Origin of the sequence: Pseudactinotalea sp. Z1739 (genome assembly GCF_049725055.1) — a bacterium.
GTDB lineage: Bacteria > Actinomycetota > Actinomycetes > Actinomycetales > Beutenbergiaceae > CALKWS01.
On the sequence record NZ_JBMPQA010000002.1, the window covers coordinates 32,692 to 50,195 of the forward strand.

A 17,504-nucleotide genomic window follows, 5' to 3' on the forward strand; every position below is an offset into this window, starting at 1 on the left:
GAGGTCAGCGGTACGGCGCCTCGTACCCCTGCCCGAGATCCAGTTCCTCCAGCGCGATGGACTCGCCGCCGTCGCCGGCCGGACCGTAGTCGATCTCGTCGTAACCGAAGCTCGGGTACAACTCGGCCTTGGCCGCCTCGGTGGGCTCGACCCGCACGTTGTGGTAGCGGGGCAGTCCGGTGCCGGCGGGGATGAGCTTACCGAGGATGACGTTCTCCTTCAGGCCACGCAGGGAGTCCGAGCGTCCGCTCATCGCGGCTTCGGTGAGGACCTTGGTGGTCTCCTGGAAGGAGGCCGCGGACAACCAGGAATCGGTGGCCAGGGAGGCCTTGGTGATCCCCATCAACTCGGGCCGTCCGGAGGCGGGCTGGCCACCTTCGGAAACGGTCCGGCGATTCTCGTCCTCGAACACGGTGCGCTCGGAGAGCTCGCCGGGCAGGAGCCTGGAGTCCCCGGAGTCCAGCACGGTCACCCGGCGCAGCATCTGGCGCACGATGACCTCGATGTGCTTGTCGTGGATGTCCACGCCCTGGGAGCGGTAGACCTCCTGCACCTCGTCCACCAGGTGCTTCTGCACCGCACGGGGGCCGAGGATGCGCAGCACCTTCTTCGGGTCCACCGCACCGACCACGAGTTGCTGTCCGACGGCCACGTGATCGCCGTCGGCGACCAGCAGACGCGAACGCTTGGTGACCGGGTAGGACATCTCCTCGCTGCCGTCGTCGGGGGTGACGACGAGTTTGCGGGAGCGTTCGGTCTCCTCGATCGCCACTCGTCCGGCGACCTCGCTGATCGGTGCCTCACCCTTGGGGGTGCGGGCCTCGAACAACTCGGTCACACGGGGCAGACCCTGGGTGATGTCCTCGGTGCTGACCGCACCACCGGTGTGGAAGGTACGCATGGTCAACTGGGTACCGGGCTCACCGATGGACTGGGCGGCGATGATGCCGACGGCCTCACCGATGTCGACCAGCTTACCGGTGGCCAGCGAGCGTCCGTAGCAGGTAGCGCAGGTGCCCACGCGGGACTCACAGGTCAGCACGGAGCGGACCTTGAGGTCGGTGACCCCGACGGCGTGCAGCTTGCTGATCAGGACGTCACCGACGTCGTCACCGTTCTCACCCAGCACCTGGCCGTCGGCGGAGGTGACCTGGCCGGCCAGGGAGCGCCCGTACACCGAGGTCTCCACGGTGTCGGCCAGCCAGGTGGCGCCGTCCGGTGCGGTCTCCAGAATCTTCAGCGTCAACCCACGCTCGGTGCCGCAGTCGTGCTCGCGGATGATGACGTCCTGGGAGACGTCCACCAGGCGCCGGGTCAGGTACCCCGAGTCAGCCGTCCGCAGCGCGGTGTCGGCCATGCCCTTCCGGGCACCGTGGGTGGCCACGAAGTACTCCAGCACCGACAGTCCGTCACGGTAGTTGGACTTGATCGGACGCGGGATGATCTCACCCTTGGGGTTGGCCACCAACCCACGCATACCGGCGACCTGACGCACCTGCATCCAGTTACCGGCGGCGCCGGAGTCGACCATCCGGTACACGGGGTTCAGTTGCGGGAAGTGCACCCGCATCGCCTCGTCCACCTCGTTGGTCGCCTGGGTCCAGATCTCGATCAGTTCCTGACGACGCTCGTCGTCGGTGATCAGACCGCGGTTGTACTGGGCCTGGACCTTGGCGGCCTTCTCGTCGTAGGCCGCCAGGATCTCGTTCTTGGTCGGCGGGGCGACCACGTCGGAGATCGCGATGGTGACACCCGAACGGGTGGCCCAGTAGAACCCGGCGTCCATGAGCGCGTCCAGGCTGGCCCCGACGGCCACCTTCGGGTAGCGCTCGGCCAGGTCGTTCACGATCGAGGACAGCAGCCGCTTGTTCACCAGGGAGTTCACGTACGGGAAGTCCACCGGTAGCGCCTCGTTGAACAGCGCCCGGCCCAGGGTGGTGGGGAAGGTGACCGAGTCGCCCTCGCTCCACCCCTCCGGTGCGTCCCAACCGCTGGTCGGGGGCACCAGGTCCGTCATCCGGATGCCGATCGGGGCACCCAGTGCCAGATCACCGGCGTCGAATGCCATGATCGCCTCGGCGATGGAGGAGAAGGTGCGGCCGGCACCCACACCCTCGGGCTGGGCGGTGGTCAGGTGGAACAGCCCGACGATCATCTCGTGCGAGGGCATGGTCACCGGACGTCCGTCCGAGGGCTTGAGGATGTTGTTGCTGGACAGCATCAGGATCCGGGCCTCGGCCTGAGCCTCGGCGGACAGCGGCAGGTGCACCGCCATCTGGTCACCGTCGAAGTCGGCGTTGAAGGCCGCGCACACGAGCGGGTGCAGGTGGATCGCTTTACCCTCGACCAGTTGCGGTTCGAACGCCTGGATGCCCAGGCGGTGCAGGGTGGGTGCACGGTTCAGCAGCACCGGATGCTCGGTGATGACCTCCTCCAGCACGTCCCACACGACCGAGCGGGCACGCTCGACCATCCGCTTGGCGGACTTGATGTTCTGGGCATGGTTGAGGTCTACCAGCCGCTTCATCACGAACGGCTTGAACAGTTCCAGGGCCATCTGCTTGGGCAGGCCGCACTGGTGCAACTTGAGCTGCGGACCCACCACGATGACGCTCCGGCCGGAGTAGTCCACGCGCTTGCCGAGCAGGTTCTGCCGGAACCGGCCCTGCTTGCCCTTGAGCATGTCCGAGATGGACTTCAGGGGGCGGTTCCCCGGTCCGGTGACCGGCCGGCCACGGCGACCGTTGTCGAACAGCGAGTCCACGGCTTCCTGCAGCATCCGCTTCTCGTTGTTGACGATGATCTCCGGGGCACCCAGGTCCAGCAGCCGCTTGAGCCGGTTGTTCCGGTTGATCACCCGGCGGTACAGGTCGTTCAGGTCCGAGGTGGCGAACCGGCCACCGTCGAGCTGGACCATCGGGCGCAGGTCCGGCGGGATCACCGGGATGCAGTCCAGCACCATGCCTTCGGGCGAGTTGGTGGTGGTCAGGAACGCGTTGACGACCTTCAGTCGCTTCAGGGCCCGGGTCTTGCGCTGGCCCTTCCCGGTGCGGATCACCTCACGCAGTGCCTCGGACTCGGCCTCCAGGTCGAAGGACTGCAGGCGCTTCTGGATAGCACCGGCGCCCATCGAGCCCTCGAAGTACGTGCCGTAGCGGCTCTGCAGCTCGCGGTAGAGCAGTTCGTCACCTTCGAGGTCGGCGACCTTGAGGTTCTTGAACCGGTCCCAGATCTGCTCCAGGCGCTCCAGCTCGGCGTCGGCGCGCTTGCGGATCTGGGCCATCTCCCGCTCGGCGGAGTCCTTGACCTTGCGGCGTGCGTCGGCCTTGGCGCCCTCGGCCTCGAGCTCGGCCAGGTCGGCCTCGAGCTTCTCACCGCGCTGGGCGATGTTCAGATCACGCTGCTTGGTGATCTGCTCGGCCTCCAGGTCGATCTCGTTCTGCAGGCTGGGCAGGTCCTCGTGCCGGCCCTCCTCGTCGACCCAGGTGATCATGTACGCCGCGAAGTAGATGACCTTCTCCAGGTCCTTCGGGGCCAGGTCCAGCAGGTAGCCCAGGCGGGAGGGCACACCCTTGAAGTACCAGATGTGGGTCACCGGGGCGGCGAGCTCGACATGGCCCATCCGCTCGCGGCGCACCTTGGAGCGGGTGACCTCGACACCACACCGTTCGCAGATGATGCCCTTGAAACGAACCCGCTTGTACTTTCCGCAGTAGCACTCCCAGTCCCGGGTGGGACCGAAGATCTTCTCGCAGAACAGCCCGTCCTTCTCCGGCTTGAGGGTCCGGTAGTTGATGGTCTCGGGCTTCTTCACCTCGCCGTGGGACCAGGCGCGCACCTCGTCCGCTGTAGCCAGGCCGATACGGAGCTCGTCGAAGACGTTGACGTCGAGCACTTTTCCTACTTCCTTCGGTGGATCACCGTGTGGAACTTTGCGATGGGCCGCTTCGCCCTGCCCGGATCGCGCGTGCGCGGACCGGGCAGGGCGGCGCCTCAGATCTCTTCGACGCTGCTGGCGTCGGGACGACGAGACAGGTCGATACCGAGTTCCTCTGCAGCCCGGTAGACCTCCTCATCGGTTTCACGCATCTCGATGGAGGTTCCGTCGGAGGAGAGCACCTCCACGTTCAGGCACAGGGACTGCATCTCCTTCAGCAGCACCTTGAACGACTCCGGGATGCCCGAGTCGGGGATGTTCTCACCCTTGACGATGGCCTCATACACCTTGACCCGGCCCGGCACGTCGTCGGACTTGATGGTCAGCAGCTCCTGCAGGGTGTAGGCGGCGCCGTAGGCCTCCAGGGCCCAGACCTCCATCTCCCCGAACCGCTGGCCACCGAACTGTGCCTTACCGCCCAGTGGCTGCTGGGTGATCATCGAGTACGGGCCGGTTGAGCGGGCGTGGATCTTGTCGTCCACCAGGTGGTGGAGTTTCAAGATGTACATGTAGCCCACCGAGACCGGCTCGGGGTAGGGCTCTCCGGAACGGCCGTCGAACAGCACCGCCTTGCCGGAGGAGTCCACCAACTGCTCACCGTCGCGGGTGAGGTTGGTCGAGGCCAGCAGGCCGCGTACCTCCTCCTCATGCAACCCGTCGAACACCGGCGATGCCACCGGGCTCTCCGGATCGCCCCTGAGGGCCTCAGGTGCGAAGTGCTCGGCCCACGCGGGCAGTTTGCCGCTCTTGGCCTGCTCCACGCCGACGTCCCAGCCGTGCTTGGCCACCCAGCCCAGGTGCGTCTCGAGCACCTGGCCCACGTTCATCCGCCGGGGCACGCCCAGGGGGTTCAGGATGATGTCGACGGGGGTGCCGTCGGGCAGGAACGGCATGTCCTCCACGGGCAGGATCTTGGCGATCACACCCTTGTTCCCGTGCCGCCCGGCGAGCTTGTCACCATCGGTGATCTTGCGTCGCTGGGCGATGTAGACCCGCACGAGCTGGTTCACGCCGGGGGGCAACTCGTCGCCGTCGTCCCGGTTGAACTCCCGCACCGCGATCACGGTTCCGGACTCGCCGTGCGGAACCTTCAGGGAGGTGTCGCGCACTTCGCGCGCCTTCTCACCGAAGATCGCGCGCAGCAGCCGCTCCTCGGGGGTCAGTTCGGTCTCACCCTTGGGTGTGACCTTGCCGACCAGCACATCGCCGGCTCCGACCTCGGCGCCGATCCGGATGATGCCGCGCTCGTCCAGGTCGGCCAGCACCTCGTCGGAGACGTTCGGGATGTCCCGGGTGATCTCCTCCGGGCCCAACTTGGTGTCGCGGGCGTCGACCTCGTGTTCCTCGATGTGGATGGAGGAGAGGATGTCGTCCTGCACCAGTCGCTGGGACAGGATGATGGCGTCCTCGAAGTTGTGCCCCTCCCAGGACATGAAGGCCGCCAGCAGGTTCTTGCCCAGTGCCAGTTCGCCCTCATCGGTGGCCGGGCCGTCAGCCAGCACCGAGCCGACCTCGATGCGCTGGCCCTCGTCCACCAGCACCCGCTGGTTGTAGGAGGTGCCCTGGTTGGAGCGGTTGAACTTGGCCACCCGGTAGGTCTGGGTGCCCCCGTCGTCCAGCGCCACCACGATGGCGTCGGCGGAGACCTCGGTCACCACACCGGGTTTGGAGGCCACGATCACGTCGCCGGCGTCCACCGCTGCGCGCCGCTCCATCCCGGTACCCACCAACGGGGCCTCCGAGCGCAACAACGGCACCGCCTGACGCTGCATGTTCGCACCCATCAGGGCGCGGTTGGCGTCGTCGTGCTCCAGGAACGGGATCATCGCGGTGGCAACCGAGACCATCTGGCGGGCCGAGACGTCCATGTAGTCCACCTGGTCGGCGGGCACGTCGATCGCCTCACCGCCACGCGTGCGGACCAGCACGGTCTCCTCGGTGAACCGGCCCTTCTCATCGACCGCGGCGTTGGCCTGGGCGATGACGAAGCGGTCCTCGTCGTCGGCCGTCAGGTACTCCACATCATCGGTGACGACACCCTTGACGACCTTGCGGTAGGGGGTCTCGACGAAGCCGAAGGGGTTGATCCGGGCGTAGGTCGCCAGCGAGCCGATCAGTCCGATGTTGGGACCCTCAGGGGTCTCGATCGGACACATCCGGCCGTAGTGCGAGGGGTGCACGTCGCGCACCTCCATGCCGGCCCTGTCACGGGACAGGCCACCCGGGCCCAGCGCGGACAGACGACGCTTGTGCGTCAACCCGGCCAGGGGGTTGTTCTGGTCCATGAACTGGGAGAGCTGGCTGGTGCCGAAGAACTCCTTGATCGAGGCCACCACCGGACGGATGTTGATCAGCGTCTGCGGTGTGATCGCCTCCACGTCCTGGGTGGTCATCCGCTCCCGGACCACACGCTCCATCCGGGACAGCCCGGTGCGCACCTGGTTCTGGATCAGCTCACCCACGGCGCGGATGCGCCGGTTACCGAAGTGGTCGATGTCGTCGGTCTCCACCGGCAACTCGATCGGCTCCCCGGCACGCACGCCCTCCATGGACCGATCGCCCTTGTGCAGGCCGGCCATGTACCGGATCGTGGCGACCACGTCTGCACGGGAGAGCACCGAGTCCGACAGCGGGGCGTCCAGACCGAGCTTCTTGTTCAGCTTGTAGCGGCCCACCTTGGCCAGGTCGTAGCGCTTGGCGTTGAAGTAGAAGTTGTCCAGGAGCGCCTGGCCCGCCTCGACCGTGGGCGGCTCGCCCGGCCGGATCTTGCGGTAGATGTCCAGCAGTGCCTCGTCCTGGGTGGAGACGGTGTCCTTCTCCAGGGTGTCCAGCACGGCCGGGTAGTCGGCGAACTCCTCGCGGATCTCGGACTCGGTCATCCCCAGAGCCTTGAGGAAGACGGTGACCGACTGCTTTCTTTTACGGTCCACCCGCACGCCCACGGCGTCGCGCTTGTCGATCTCGAACTCGAGCCAGGCGCCCCGGGAGGGGATCACCTTGGCAGTGAAGATGTCCTTGTCGCTGGTCTTGTCCGGGCTACGTTCGAAGTACACCCCCGGGGACCGCACCAACTGGGAGACGACGACGCGCTCGGTGCCGTTGATGATGAAGGTGCCGCGATCGGTCATCAACGGGAACTCGCCCATGAAGACCGTCTGGGACTTGATCTCACCGGTGGTGTAGTTGACGAACTCAGCGGTGACGAACAGTGGCGCCGAGTAGGTGAAGTCCTTCTCCTTGCACTCCTCCGCGCTGTACTTCGGGGGCTCGAAGCGGTGGTCGCGGAAGGACAGGGACATGGTGCCGCCGAAGTCCTCGATCGGGGAGATCTCCTCGAAGATCTCCTCCAGACCGGAGTTGGTGGCCGGGTCGCCATCCTTCTCCAGGCGGGCCAGCCATCGGTCGTTACCCAGCAGCCAGTCGAAACTGTTGGTCTGCAGACCGAGCAGGTCCGGGGCCTGGAGGGGTTCGTGGATCCTGGCGAAGGAAACGCGACGGGAAGCGGTTCGTTGTTCGATAGCTTCGGTGGTGGGAGCAGAAGGGGTGCGCGAGGCAGCCAAGAGGGGTCCTTCCCTGCAGATCGTGAGCACGCGCGCTGCTAGATCCCGGTGGCGACTTCCCGGGTTCCGGCCCGGGCACACGACGAATCGGTATGGATTCGTGACTTGCGCGGGTGTCCGGTGGGGGCCGCCAGGGGCATACGACAGCGCAAAGCGACAGCATAGCCGTTGACGCGAGTCTTGTCCAACAGCGTGACTGGTGCGGCGACGGGTCGGGGAGGTGATCCGAGGGGTTCACATCCCCGGTCCGGGCCGTGAGGAGAGCGGCGGCCGGTCGGGCGAGGCCCGCATCCGCTGATTCGCAGGGATGCGGGCCTCGCCTCGGCCTCGGCCGAGATCACACGGGCAGGCTGGTGGACAACCTGCCCGTGTGCAGGATCACTTGAGGTTGACGGTGGCTCCGGCGCCCTCGAGGGCCTCCTTGGCCTTGTCCGCGGCCTCCTTGTCGACCCCCTCCAGGACCGGCTTGGGTGCACCGTCGACCAGGTCCTTGGCCTCCTTCAGGCCCAGGCTGGTCAGCGCGCGCACCTCCTTGATGACCTGGATCTTCTTGTCCCCGACGGACTCGAGGACGACGTCGAACTCGGACTGCTCCTCGGCAGCCTCGGCCTCGCCGCCACCAGCGGCCGGACCGGCAGCAGCAGCGGCGACCGGGGCGGCAGCGGTGACCTCGAAGGTCTCCTCGAACTGCTTGACGAACTCGGAGAGCTCGAGCAGGGTCAGTTCCTTGAAAGCGTCAATGAGCTCTTCGGTGCTGAGCTTCGCCATGGTTGGCGTTCCTTCCTGGTTGGTACTGCTTGCGGGAGAAGCAGTGGGGATGGTGAGTCTCCGGGCGGTCAGGCCGCGGCAGAGTTCTCTGGGTTGTCCTGCTTCTCACGCAGGGCTTCGATGGTGCGCACTGCCTTCGCCGCCGGGGCGTTGAAGACATAGGCCGCCTGGTGCAGGGTCGCTTTGAGGGCCCCGGCCAACTTGGCCAGCAGCACCTCGCGCGACTCCAGGTCGGCGATCTTGTTGATCTCCTCGGCGCTGAGCGAGCGTCCGTCCAGGACACCGGCCTTGATCACCAGGCTCGGGTTGTCCTTGGCGAAGTCGCGCAGACCCTTGGTCGCCTCGACGGGGTCGCCGTCGATGAAGGCGATCGCAGTGGGACCGTTTAGCTGGTCGTCGAAGGCCGTGACACCGGCTTCCTTGGCCGCGATCGCGGTCAAGGTGTTCTTCGTCACCCGGTAGGTGGTGGTGGCACCGAGGGAGTTACGCAACTCGTTGAGCTGGGACACCGTCAGCCCGCGGTACTCGGTCAGCACAACGGCGTCGGACTGCCGGAAGCGCTCCGTCAGTTCGGCAACCGCGGCTGCCTTGTCAGGGCGTGCCATGGGCCCTCCTATTCGCGTTGCTTGCCGCGAGCCGGGCCTGACATGACAAAAGCCCCGCGCACGTGACGGGGCTCGTGGACCGGAGGCAAACTCCGGGCCGAACTCGATCACCTGCGCCGGCCCCGCGTCATGCGGGCTTAGCCCCGTCGGGTGACGGGCGACCTGCGGTCTTGGGCAACCTCCACTGTAGCGCGGTCGATCCGCGGCTCCAAGTCCGGGCACTGTGAACACCACCACAGGCCTGGCAGGCCGACGGCCCGGTACCCGCGTGGGTACCGGGCCGTCGCAGGCGGAGGTGAGTCAGTGACTCACTCATCCTCCTCGGTGAAGTTCCGGGTGCGGGTCGGGTCGACCGGAATGCCCGGACCCATCGTGGTGCTCAGCGTCGCCTTGCTGATGTAGCGGCCCTTGGCGGAGGCGGGCTTGAGCCGCTGGATCTCCTCCATGGCCGCACCGTAGTTCTCCGCGAGCTGGGTCTCGGAGAAGGAGGTCTTGCCGATGATCAGGTGCAGGTTGGCGTGCTTGTCCACGCGGAAGTCGATGCGTCCGCCCTTGATGTCGGTGACGGCCTTGGCCACGTCCATCGTCACGGTCCCGGTCTTGGGGTTGGGCATCAGGCCACGGGGGCCCAGCACCCGGCCCAGCCGACCGACCTTACCCATCAGGTCCGGGGTGGCCACGGCGGCGTCGAAGTTGGTGTACCCGCCGGCGACCTTCTCGATCAGCTCGTCACCGCCGACCTCGTCGGCACCTGCGGCCAGGGCCTGCTCGGCGCGCTCGCCGACGGCGAATACCACCACGCGGGCGGTCTTACCGGTGCCGTGGGGCAGGTTCACGGTGCCACGCACCATCTGATCGGCCTTGCGAGGGTCCACGCCCAGGCGAAGGGCCAGGTCCACGGTGGCGTTGAACTTGGTGCCCGAGCCGTCCTTGGCCAGCCGGATCGCCTCGATCGGGCTATGCGTGCGGGAACGGTCGACCTTCTCGGCCGCCTTGCGGTAGGTCTTGCTGCGCTGTGTCATCTGCTTCTCCTTGTGCAGTCGTGGTGCGGGCCGCGCCGGCCCTCCCACTGGGGTGATCGGTTGATCAGTTCTGGACCGTGATGCCCATCGAGCGGGCGGTGCCTGCGATGATCTTCGCCGCCGCGTCCACGTCCCGGGCATTGAGGTCTTCCATCTTGGTCTGGGCGATCTCCTTGACCTGGTCCGCCGTCAGCGACCCGACCTTGGAGGTGTGCGGGGTGCCCGACCCCTTGGCCACACCGGCGGCCTTCTTGATCAGTTCGGAGGCCGGCGGGGTCTTGGTGATGAAGGTGAACGAGCGGTCCTCGTACACCGTGATCTCCACCGGGACCACGTTCCCGCGCTGAGATTCGGTGGCGGCGTTGTAGGCCTTGCAGAACTCCATGATGTTCACGCCGTGCTGACCCAGCGCGGGGCCGATCGGCGGCGCGGGGTTAGCGGCACCAGCCTGGATCTGGAGTTTGATCAGGCCTGCGACCTTCTTCTTGGGGGGCATGTTTCTCTCCTGTGTTGTGGGCCCACGCCATGGGCGATGACCCGGTTGCATCCGAGAGCGGCGCTCCCGGTTCGGGGGTGGATCCCCCACATCTGATTCGTTCCCCGACTAGATCTTGGCGACCTGGTTGAACGACAACTCCACCGGGGTCTCCCGGCCGAAGATCGACACCAGCACCTTGAGCTTCTGGCCCTCGGCGTTGATCTCCGAGATCGTAGCCGGGAGAGTGTCGAAGGGGCCGTCGGTGACGGTGACCGACTCCCCGACGGTGAAGTCCACCTGCACTGCGGGTGCGCCGGAGGCGGCGGCACCGGCGCGCTGCACCGGGGCCTTCTGCTCGATCATCGGCGAGAGCATGGAGACCACTTCGTTCTGGGTCAGCGGCACCGGGGCGTGGGCGTGCCCGACGAAGCCGGTCACCCCAGGGGTGTGGCGGACCGCTCCCCAGGACTCATCGGTCAGATCCATACGCACCAACACGTAACTTGGCACCCGGACGCGCTTGACGACCTTGCGGACGGAGTTCTTGATCTCCACGACCTCCTCCATCGGCACCTCGACCTGGAAGATGTAGTCCTCCATGTTCAAGGACTGGATCCGCGACTCCAGGTTGACCTTCACCCGGTTCTCGTACCCCGCGTAGGAGTGGATCACGTACCACTCGCCGGGCAGGGTCCGCAGTTCCCTGCGGAATGCCTCCACCGGGTCCTCGTCCTCCACGGCGGCGGCCGCGCCGTCGCCGTTCGCGTCGCCTTCGCTCGGTCCGGCCGCAGCGCTCTCGTCCACCTCGGTGGACTCTGGCGCCTGGTCCTCGGTCGCGTCCTGCTCGGTGGACTCTGGCGTCGTCGTCACAGGCGCCTCGGTCGCCTCCTGCTCGGCGGTCTCGGCCGGGGCCGCGCCGTCGCCGACGGCGTCGTCGGTCCGCTCGTGCACGTCGGGGGTCTCCTCAGACACGTCCTGTCCTGCTTTCCTCACTTGATTGGGGCCGGGTGGCACAACCCGGTCATAGAACTAGTTGCCGAACACCCACAGCACGAGCCGGCCGATGGCGTAGTCCAGCACGCCCACATAGGCCATCATCGCCAGGATGAACACGACGACCACCACGGAGAAGGTGACGAGTTCGTTGCGGGTAGGGGTGACCACCTTGCGGATCTCGGTGATGACCTGACGCACGAACAAGACGATCCTGGCGAAGAACCCCAGGTCCTCACCCTCCCGACCGGGAACGGCGGAGGTCTTCGGGGCCGGCTTGCGCGCAGGCCGCTTGCCCTCGGCGCCCCCGGTCTTGCGTGCCGCCGCCTCGGACCTGCGGGCCTCCTGGCGTACCTTTTTGGTCACATCGCGGCCACTGGATACTGCGGTGCCCTCCGCGCCGGCGCCGGCATCCTCACCCGCGGAAGCCGGGTTCGCCCGGGCCTTGTCGACACCCTCGGCAGGTTGCGCCTGAGCGCCGTCGGGATCGGCGGCGTCATCATCCCGGTCGCGTCCGGGATCACCGGGCGCGTTCGTGGATGTGCTCACAACAGTCTTCCCCTACTCCATGGGTGTCCAGGTGGTGCACTCAACGCAACTCGCGAAGGTGCTCGGCCGGTCGTCCCTGGGACGACCTGCTCTGCAGGGCAGGCGGGACTCGAACCCACAACCGCCGGTTTTGGAGACCGGTGCGCTACCAATTGCGCCACTGCCCTTCGATGCTGTCGTGACGACCGGGAATCCCTGATTCAGGGCACACACCAGCCTGGTGCACGTCAACCACCGGCCTCGAGTGTACGCGCATCCGACCCCGAGGTCGAACCACCGTCGCCAAGATCACGTCAGCAGCCGTTCAGCTGTCGCGTGGCCCGGGCGGACGATGCGCCTCGGCCACGGGTGGACGGGTCATACTTGCCGGGTGAACACCAAGGCAGGACGCCACGGGATCAGCGTGCGTACGCGCGTACTGGGCAGCCTTGTGTTCATGGCGATGCTCGCGCTGGCGGTGGCCGGGCTGACGGCGTTCTACTTCGAGCGCGAGCGGGTGGACGCCCAGATCGACGACGCGCTGGAACGCAACGTGAGCGAGTTCCACACCCTGGCAGATCAGGGACTGGACCCGCGCACCGGTGCGCCCTTCGACTCGGTCGCGGCGTTGCTGCGCACTGGCCTGCAACGCATCGCGATGTCCCCGAACGAGGGCAGCCTGGCCTTCTTGGAGGGCGAACTCCGAAACACCGCGCCCACTACCGTCGAGCTCCGGCTGGAGGACGATCCGGAGTTGATGGCGGCTCTGGGTGAGATCCTCACCGCCCAGGCCGCCGCAGGCGCCGCCGGCACCACCCCGCAGGGCCGGCTCACCATGATCGAGACCTCCGAGACCACCTACCGCGCGGCGGTAGTGCCGGTGCGCATCGAGGGCGACGAGAGTCTGGGCACGCTGGTGATGGCCTTCGACCGGGGCGCCGAGCACACGGCCATGGCCGATACCTACCAGCTCTACGCCCTGGTGGGTGTGGTTTCCCTGCTGGTGATCAGTGCGATCGGCTGGTTCACCGTGGGCCGGGTGCTGCGCCCGATCCGGTTGCTGGGTGAGACTGCCGAGTCGATCTCCTCCACCGACCTGTCGCTGCGGATACCGGTGGTGGGCAATGACGACCTGGCCGCACTGACGGGCACGTTCAACCAGATGCTGGAACGCCTGGAGCAGGCCTTCGCCTCCCAGCGCCAACTGCTCGACGACGCCGGCCACGAACTGCGCACGCCGCTGACGATCGTGCAGGGACACCTGGAACTGATGGACCCCAGCGACCCCGAGGACGCCCGGGCCACCAAGGACGTGTTGCTGGACGAGATCGGCCGGATGAACCGCCTGGTGGACGACCTGATGACGCTGGCACGCGCCCGCCGACCGGACTTCGTGGCCGCGCGCCCCACCGACATCGCGATGTTGACCGACGAGGTGCTGGGCAAGGCACGCCTGCTCGGGGAGCGTCAGTGGAGCCTGGACTCCCTGGCCGACGTGACCGCCCCGGTGGACCCCCAGCGGCTGACCCAGGCCCTGTTGCAGTTGTGCGTCAACGCCGTGCGCTTCTCCGAGCCCGGGAGCCGGATCGCGGTCGGGTCCCGCGTTGAGCAGTCCGCCCTGCACCTGTGGGTCCGCGACGAGGGCAGCGGGATCGCCGAGGAGAACTTCGAGAAGATCTTCGGGCGGTTCGAGCGGCTGGATCCGGCGATCGAGGGCTCCGGGCTGGGCCTGCCGATCGTGCGATCCATCACCGAGGCCCACGGAGGGCACGTCACCATCCGGTCCGCGCTCGGACAAGGCACCACGGTCACCCTGGTCCTGCCCCTGTACGGCCTCACCGATCAGCTCGACAGGACGGAGCAGCCAGCATGAGTCAGATCCTCATCGCCGAGGATGAACCACGAATCGCCTCGTTCGTGGCCAAGGGGCTACGCGCTGCCGGCTACTCGCCGACCGTGGTGGGCACCGCCAGGGAGACGGTGGACCTCGCCGTCACCGGAGAGTTCGACCTGCTCATACTGGATCTGGGCCTGCCGGACCAGGACGGCTTCACCGCGCTCAAGCGCATCCGGGCGATGCAGAGCATGATGCCGGTGATCATCCTGACCGCTCGCTCCTCGGTCTCCGACACCGTGGCCGGGCTGGAGGGAGGCGCGGATGACTACATGGCCAAGCCATTCCAGTTCGAGGAACTGCTCGCCCGGGTGCGGTTGCGGCTGCGCACCGATGGCAGTTCCGGCGAGACGACCGTGCTGCGCCATGGAGGGTTGTCCCTGGACCTGCGCACCCGTAAGGCTCACGTGGGTGACAAGGCCGTTGACCTGTCCGCACGCGAGTTCGCCCTTGCTGAGACGTTCTTGCGCAACCCCGGCCAGGTCCTCAGCCGCGAGCAGTTGCTCTCCCGGGTGTGGGGTTACGACTTCGACCCGGGTTCCAACGTGGTGGATGTGTACGTGCGCTACCTACGCAAGAAACTCGGCGCTGAGCACTTCGAGACCGTGCGCGGAATGGGCTACCGACTCAGTTCGCCCTGAGGCCGCCACCGGTGGAGACCGGCTGCCTCAGTCGCCGGAGTCAGCCGACGGCGGGGAGTCCGGCGAATCCGGGGACTCGGCGCTGGGCGGGCTGGCGGGGCTGGGCGGAGACGGCGGTGTGTTCGGGCTGGGCGGGCTCACCGGCGAGGGCGGGGAGTTCGGGCTCGGCGGCGTCGCGGGGCTGTCCGGGCTCACCGGGCTGGTCAGTGAGGGTGCGGAGAAGCTCACGTTCCCCGGCTCGGTCTTGGTCAGACCGGAAGCGGCGCGTACCTGGCTCACCGCGGTCCCGCTGCGTTCCACCGCGCTCTGGTCCGCGTTCTGACCGGCCAGGGACACCCCCTCGAGGCTCGCGTCGTTCGGGGCATCGGCCATGGCCACGATGCCGCCACCGGCCACGCCCAGCACACCCAGTGCGCCGGCGGCCGTCCATGTACGTCTACTCATCATCCGTCCTTCTGTTCGAGCGAGTTCGCGAAGGCTTCATCATCGGTGGCGTGCATGAGAGGGACCGGAGATGCAGATGAGAGGTCTCTCAGATTGGAGTTCGCCCCGCGCCGGGTGCGGACCGAGGCGCGCGCCCACTGGGTGGCGATCCGCAGCCTTGCCCGGGCCTGCTCCGGGGTGGCACCGGCGATCAGGGACAGCACCACGGCGGCGGTGCGCACGCGCAACGCGTGCGCACCGACCCGGGTTTCGAAGTCCTGCCGCATCCGCTGCAGAACCTCGGGCGTGTGGGCGTAGACCCGGGGAGCCAGGTCCGGCAGGACCGCCACGTGCCCTAGCATCGTCGCCAGATCATCACTGCGCCGGCCGGGCCCGAGGGAGTCGATGTCGATCACATCGCTGACCGCGCCACCACTGGTGAACACGTTGGCCTCGTAGTAGTCCCCGTGGGTGGGCACCTCCTCCTCGGGTACCGCGGTCAACGCCTCGGCCAGGCGGGCGCCCAGGTCCACCACCTCATCGGCCTGCTCCGGAAGTGCTGCGGCGGCCGCTGCGGTGTGGAAGTCCAGCCGATCCGACCAGGACGGTCTCCGGGGCAGCGTCAGGGTCTGCTCGGGCAGCAGATCCAGCCAGCGCACCAGTTCCGCAGGCTCGGGCAGGTTCTCGGGATGGGTGTCGGCACCGGCGATCGCCTGAGCCAACGGCGAGCCGCGAGCCGCGCTGAGCACGCACACGCCCGGCACGGGAGTGGCCAGGACTCGCGGGACCGGTACCCCGGCAGATTCGAGCAACTGGTGCCGAGCGATCAGGTCGGCACTCCTCCGCTCGGGCAGCACCTTGACGAACACCGTGCCCGCAGCGCTCTCCACCCGCAGCACCGCTCGACGGGTCGGCCGGTAACTGACCGTTCGCATGGTCACCGCACCGGCACTGCCCAACCCGATCGCCGCCAGCCAGGAACTCACCACCTCGGGGTCGCTTGCCGAGCGCAGCCCGGGCAGCAGCGGGTCGAACGGGCGGCGCCACATCCGGACCTGACGCACGCCGTCGTCCAGCAGTGCCACCCCCTCCCCACCGGTCGCCGCAGGGGACGTGGACGCCACCACGTAGTCGTGCACCCGACGCCCCCGGGAGAGGAAACTCACCGAGTAGCCCACGCTGACGCCGGCGCCCGGCCGGTGGTGCACCTGGTGCACGCTGACCTGCAGGTCGGTGTCGGTTCCCGGATCGAACTGCTTCGAGCCGGTCAGGGCCGCCTCGACCATGGCGGTGCGGCCGGAACCGCGCAGGAGTGCGAGGTCGGCGTGCTCGGAGTCGGCATCGGTGCGGGACGTGGCCCCGGAGGAGGTCATTGTGGCACCACACTCCAACACGATGACGATCGGATGAACCCCGGATGAGAACCCTCTCATCCTCGCGCGCTGGCAGCGGTTAGGCGACCGCAGCGGCCCGGCGGCGAGGTGGTGCCCATCACGTCGGGGACCCGTTACCGGCCGCAGCACCGGCCCGGGGCAGTGCCGGAGGGGTCCTAGGGTAGGACCGTGCCTCGCGATCTCTCCTCCTTGCCCAAGGCGCATCTGCATCTGCACTTCACCGGCTCGATGCACCCTCAGACGTTGTCGGACCTGGCTGACGAGGCGGGCATCAGGTTGCCGCAGAGCCTGCGGGAGCATGCCGCCGGGCTGGACCCACTGCGGCTGCCGGCCAACGAGCGCGGCTGGTTCCGCTTCCAGCGCCTGTACGACGCCGCCCGGGCAGCGGTCCGCTCGGAGTCGGCCATGCGCCGGATCGTGCGCGAGGCCGCACAGGCTGATGCCGAGGAGGGCTCCGGTCGCCTGGAGCTCCAGGTCGACCCCACCTCGTACGCCCCGTTCGTGGGCGGCCTGACCCCGGCCCTGGAGGTGGTCCTGGATGAGGCCGAGCAGACCAGCACGGCCACCGGAGTGGATATCGGCGTCGTGGTGGCCGCCTCCCGGGTGCGCCACCCCCTGGATGCCCGCGTGCTGGCCCGACTGGCGGCCCGGTATGCCTCGGACTCCCCGGGCGGTGTGGTCGGGTTCGGGCTGAGCAATGACGAACGGCGCGGTGACACCAGCGAGTTCGGCCCTGCCTTCGCGATCGCGGCCCGGGCCGGGCTGGCCCTGGTACCCCACGGCGGGGAACTCCTCGGTCCGGACCATATCGAGGAGGTCCTGGGCACCCTGCGACCGGATCGGCTCGGCCACGGGGTCCGGGCGGCGGAGGATCCCCGCGTGCTGGACCGGGTGGTGGATGCCGGGATCGCTCTGGAGGTGTGCCCGGGCTCGAACGTCTCCCTGGGTGTCTACCCGGGCTCGGATGAGGTTCCGCTGCGCACACTGGTGGGCGCCGGAGCGCAGGTGGCGCTAGGCGCCGACGACCCGCTGCTCTTCGGCTCCCGGCTCACCGACCAGTACCGCACCGCCCGGGAGGTGCACGGGTTCACAGACGCCGAACTGGCCGAGTTGGCACGCTCCTCGATCCGCGCAAGCCTGGCCTCCGACTCAGTGCGCCGACGGTTGCTGACCGGTGTGGACGACTGGCTCGCCGGAGACTGACGGCAGGTACCTCCGGGCCACCGGTCAGGGGCGGATACGCCACACCGCGAGAGCGTCG

At 67.8% G+C, this 17,504-nt stretch carries 13 protein-coding genes and 1 tRNA gene; 3 read left to right on the top strand and 11 right to left on the bottom strand.

Annotation, left to right across the window (positions count from 1 at the left end; all coding sequences use genetic code 11):
• Window positions 1-4 precede the first annotated feature (4 nt).
• From ACO0LV_RS02615 to ACO0LV_RS02655, 9 genes are all read right to left on the bottom strand, one after another.
• Entirely contained in the window at window positions 5-3,895 is a 3,891-nt protein-coding gene (locus ACO0LV_RS02615; protein ID WP_424786314.1) for a DNA-directed RNA polymerase subunit beta', read from the bottom strand.
• 98 nt (window positions 3,896-3,993) lie between these two features.
• On the bottom strand, window positions 3,994-7,497 hold the full coding sequence (gene rpoB / locus ACO0LV_RS02620; protein WP_424786315.1) for a DNA-directed RNA polymerase subunit beta: 3,504 nt from the start codon (window positions 7,495-7,497) through the stop codon (window positions 3,994-3,996).
• A 378-nt stretch (window positions 7,498-7,875) separates the two neighbouring features.
• Window positions 7,876-8,265, bottom strand: coding sequence for a 50S ribosomal protein L7/L12 (gene rplL, locus ACO0LV_RS02625; protein WP_424786316.1), 390 nt, complete (start codon window positions 8,263-8,265; stop codon window positions 7,876-7,878).
• 68 nt (window positions 8,266-8,333) lie between these two features.
• Window positions 8,334-8,870: a 50S ribosomal protein L10 gene (rplJ, locus tag ACO0LV_RS02630; RefSeq protein ID WP_424786317.1), complete on the bottom strand. Its 537-nt coding sequence runs from the start codon at window positions 8,868-8,870 to the stop codon at window positions 8,334-8,336.
• A gap of 308 nt (window positions 8,871-9,178) precedes the next feature.
• Window positions 9,179-9,892 carry a 50S ribosomal protein L1 gene (gene rplA, locus ACO0LV_RS02635; RefSeq protein ID WP_424786318.1) on the bottom strand — a complete coding sequence of 238 codons (714 nt, stop codon included), beginning with the start codon at window positions 9,890-9,892 and terminating at the stop codon, window positions 9,179-9,181.
• Between the two features lie 64 nt (window positions 9,893-9,956).
• Window positions 9,957-10,388, bottom strand: a complete 432-nt coding sequence (rplK, locus tag ACO0LV_RS02640) for a 50S ribosomal protein L11 (RefSeq protein WP_424786319.1) — start codon at window positions 10,386-10,388, stop codon at window positions 9,957-9,959.
• A gap of 108 nt (window positions 10,389-10,496) precedes the next feature.
• A complete protein-coding gene (gene nusG, locus ACO0LV_RS02645; RefSeq protein WP_424786320.1) occupies window positions 10,497-11,342 on the bottom strand; it encodes a transcription termination/antitermination protein NusG in 846 nt (281 codons plus the stop codon).
• Window positions 11,343-11,399: 57 nt separating this feature from the next.
• Window positions 11,400-11,912, bottom strand: coding sequence for a preprotein translocase subunit SecE (gene secE, locus ACO0LV_RS02650; protein WP_424786321.1), 513 nt, complete (start codon window positions 11,910-11,912; stop codon window positions 11,400-11,402).
• Window positions 11,913-12,006: 94 nt separating this feature from the next.
• A tRNA-Trp gene (locus ACO0LV_RS02655) sits at window positions 12,007-12,079 on the bottom strand.
• Window positions 12,080-12,282: 203 nt separating this feature from the next.
• On the opposite strand from ACO0LV_RS02655, the gene ACO0LV_RS02660 reads away from it, so the two are divergent.
• Window positions 12,283-13,764: a sensor histidine kinase gene (locus ACO0LV_RS02660; RefSeq protein WP_424786322.1), complete on the top strand. Its 1,482-nt coding sequence runs from the start codon at window positions 12,283-12,285 to the stop codon at window positions 13,762-13,764.
• Window positions 13,761-14,426: a response regulator transcription factor gene (locus ACO0LV_RS02665; RefSeq protein WP_424786323.1), complete on the top strand. Its 666-nt coding sequence runs from the start codon at window positions 13,761-13,763 to the stop codon at window positions 14,424-14,426. Before ACO0LV_RS02660 ends, ACO0LV_RS02665 begins: the two co-directional genes overlap by 4 nt.
• Window positions 14,427-14,453: 27 nt before the next feature.
• On the opposite strand, the gene ACO0LV_RS02670 is transcribed toward ACO0LV_RS02665, so the two are convergent.
• The gene (locus tag ACO0LV_RS02670; protein WP_424786324.1) at window positions 14,454-14,870 is read right to left on the bottom strand and encodes a hypothetical protein; all 417 of its coding nucleotides are present in this window, start codon (window positions 14,868-14,870) and stop codon (window positions 14,454-14,456) included.
• The gene (locus tag ACO0LV_RS02675) at window positions 14,870-16,222 is read right to left on the bottom strand and encodes a phosphotransferase (protein ID WP_424786325.1); all 1,353 of its coding nucleotides are present in this window, start codon (window positions 16,220-16,222) and stop codon (window positions 14,870-14,872) included. The genes ACO0LV_RS02670 and ACO0LV_RS02675 overlap by 1 nt, the downstream gene beginning before the upstream one ends.
• 189 nt (window positions 16,223-16,411) lie before the next feature.
• Between ACO0LV_RS02675 and ACO0LV_RS02680 the strand changes: the two genes are divergently transcribed.
• The gene (locus ACO0LV_RS02680) at window positions 16,412-17,446 is read left to right on the top strand and encodes an adenosine deaminase (protein ID WP_424786326.1); all 1,035 of its coding nucleotides are present in this window, start codon (window positions 16,412-16,414) and stop codon (window positions 17,444-17,446) included.
• Window positions 17,447-17,504: the final 58 nt, after the last annotated feature.

What these genes read in the sequence shown, in the direction of transcription:
- rplL (WP_424786316.1), bottom strand. Translation starts at nt 8,265, where the DNA reads ATGGCGAAGCTCAGCACCGAAGAGCTCATTGACGCTTTCAAGGAACTG.
- rplJ (WP_424786317.1), bottom strand. Translation starts at nt 8,870, where the DNA reads ATGGCACGCCCTGACAAGGCAGCCGCGGTTGCCGAACTGACGGAGCGC.
- rplA (WP_424786318.1), bottom strand. Translation starts at nt 9,892, where the DNA reads ATGACACAGCGCAGCAAGACCTACCGCAAGGCGGCCGAGAAGGTCGAC.
- rplK (WP_424786319.1), bottom strand. Translation starts at nt 10,388, where the DNA reads ATGCCCCCCAAGAAGAAGGTCGCAGGCCTGATCAAACTCCAGATCCAG.
- ACO0LV_RS02665 (WP_424786323.1), top strand. Translation starts at nt 13,761, where the DNA reads ATGAGTCAGATCCTCATCGCCGAGGATGAACCACGAATCGCCTCGTTC.
- ACO0LV_RS02670 (WP_424786324.1), bottom strand. Translation starts at nt 14,870, where the DNA reads ATGAGTAGACGTACATGGACGGCCGCCGGCGCACTGGGTGTGCTGGGC.
- ACO0LV_RS02675 (WP_424786325.1), bottom strand. Translation starts at nt 16,222, where the DNA reads ATGACCTCCTCCGGGGCCACGTCCCGCACCGATGCCGACTCCGAGCAC.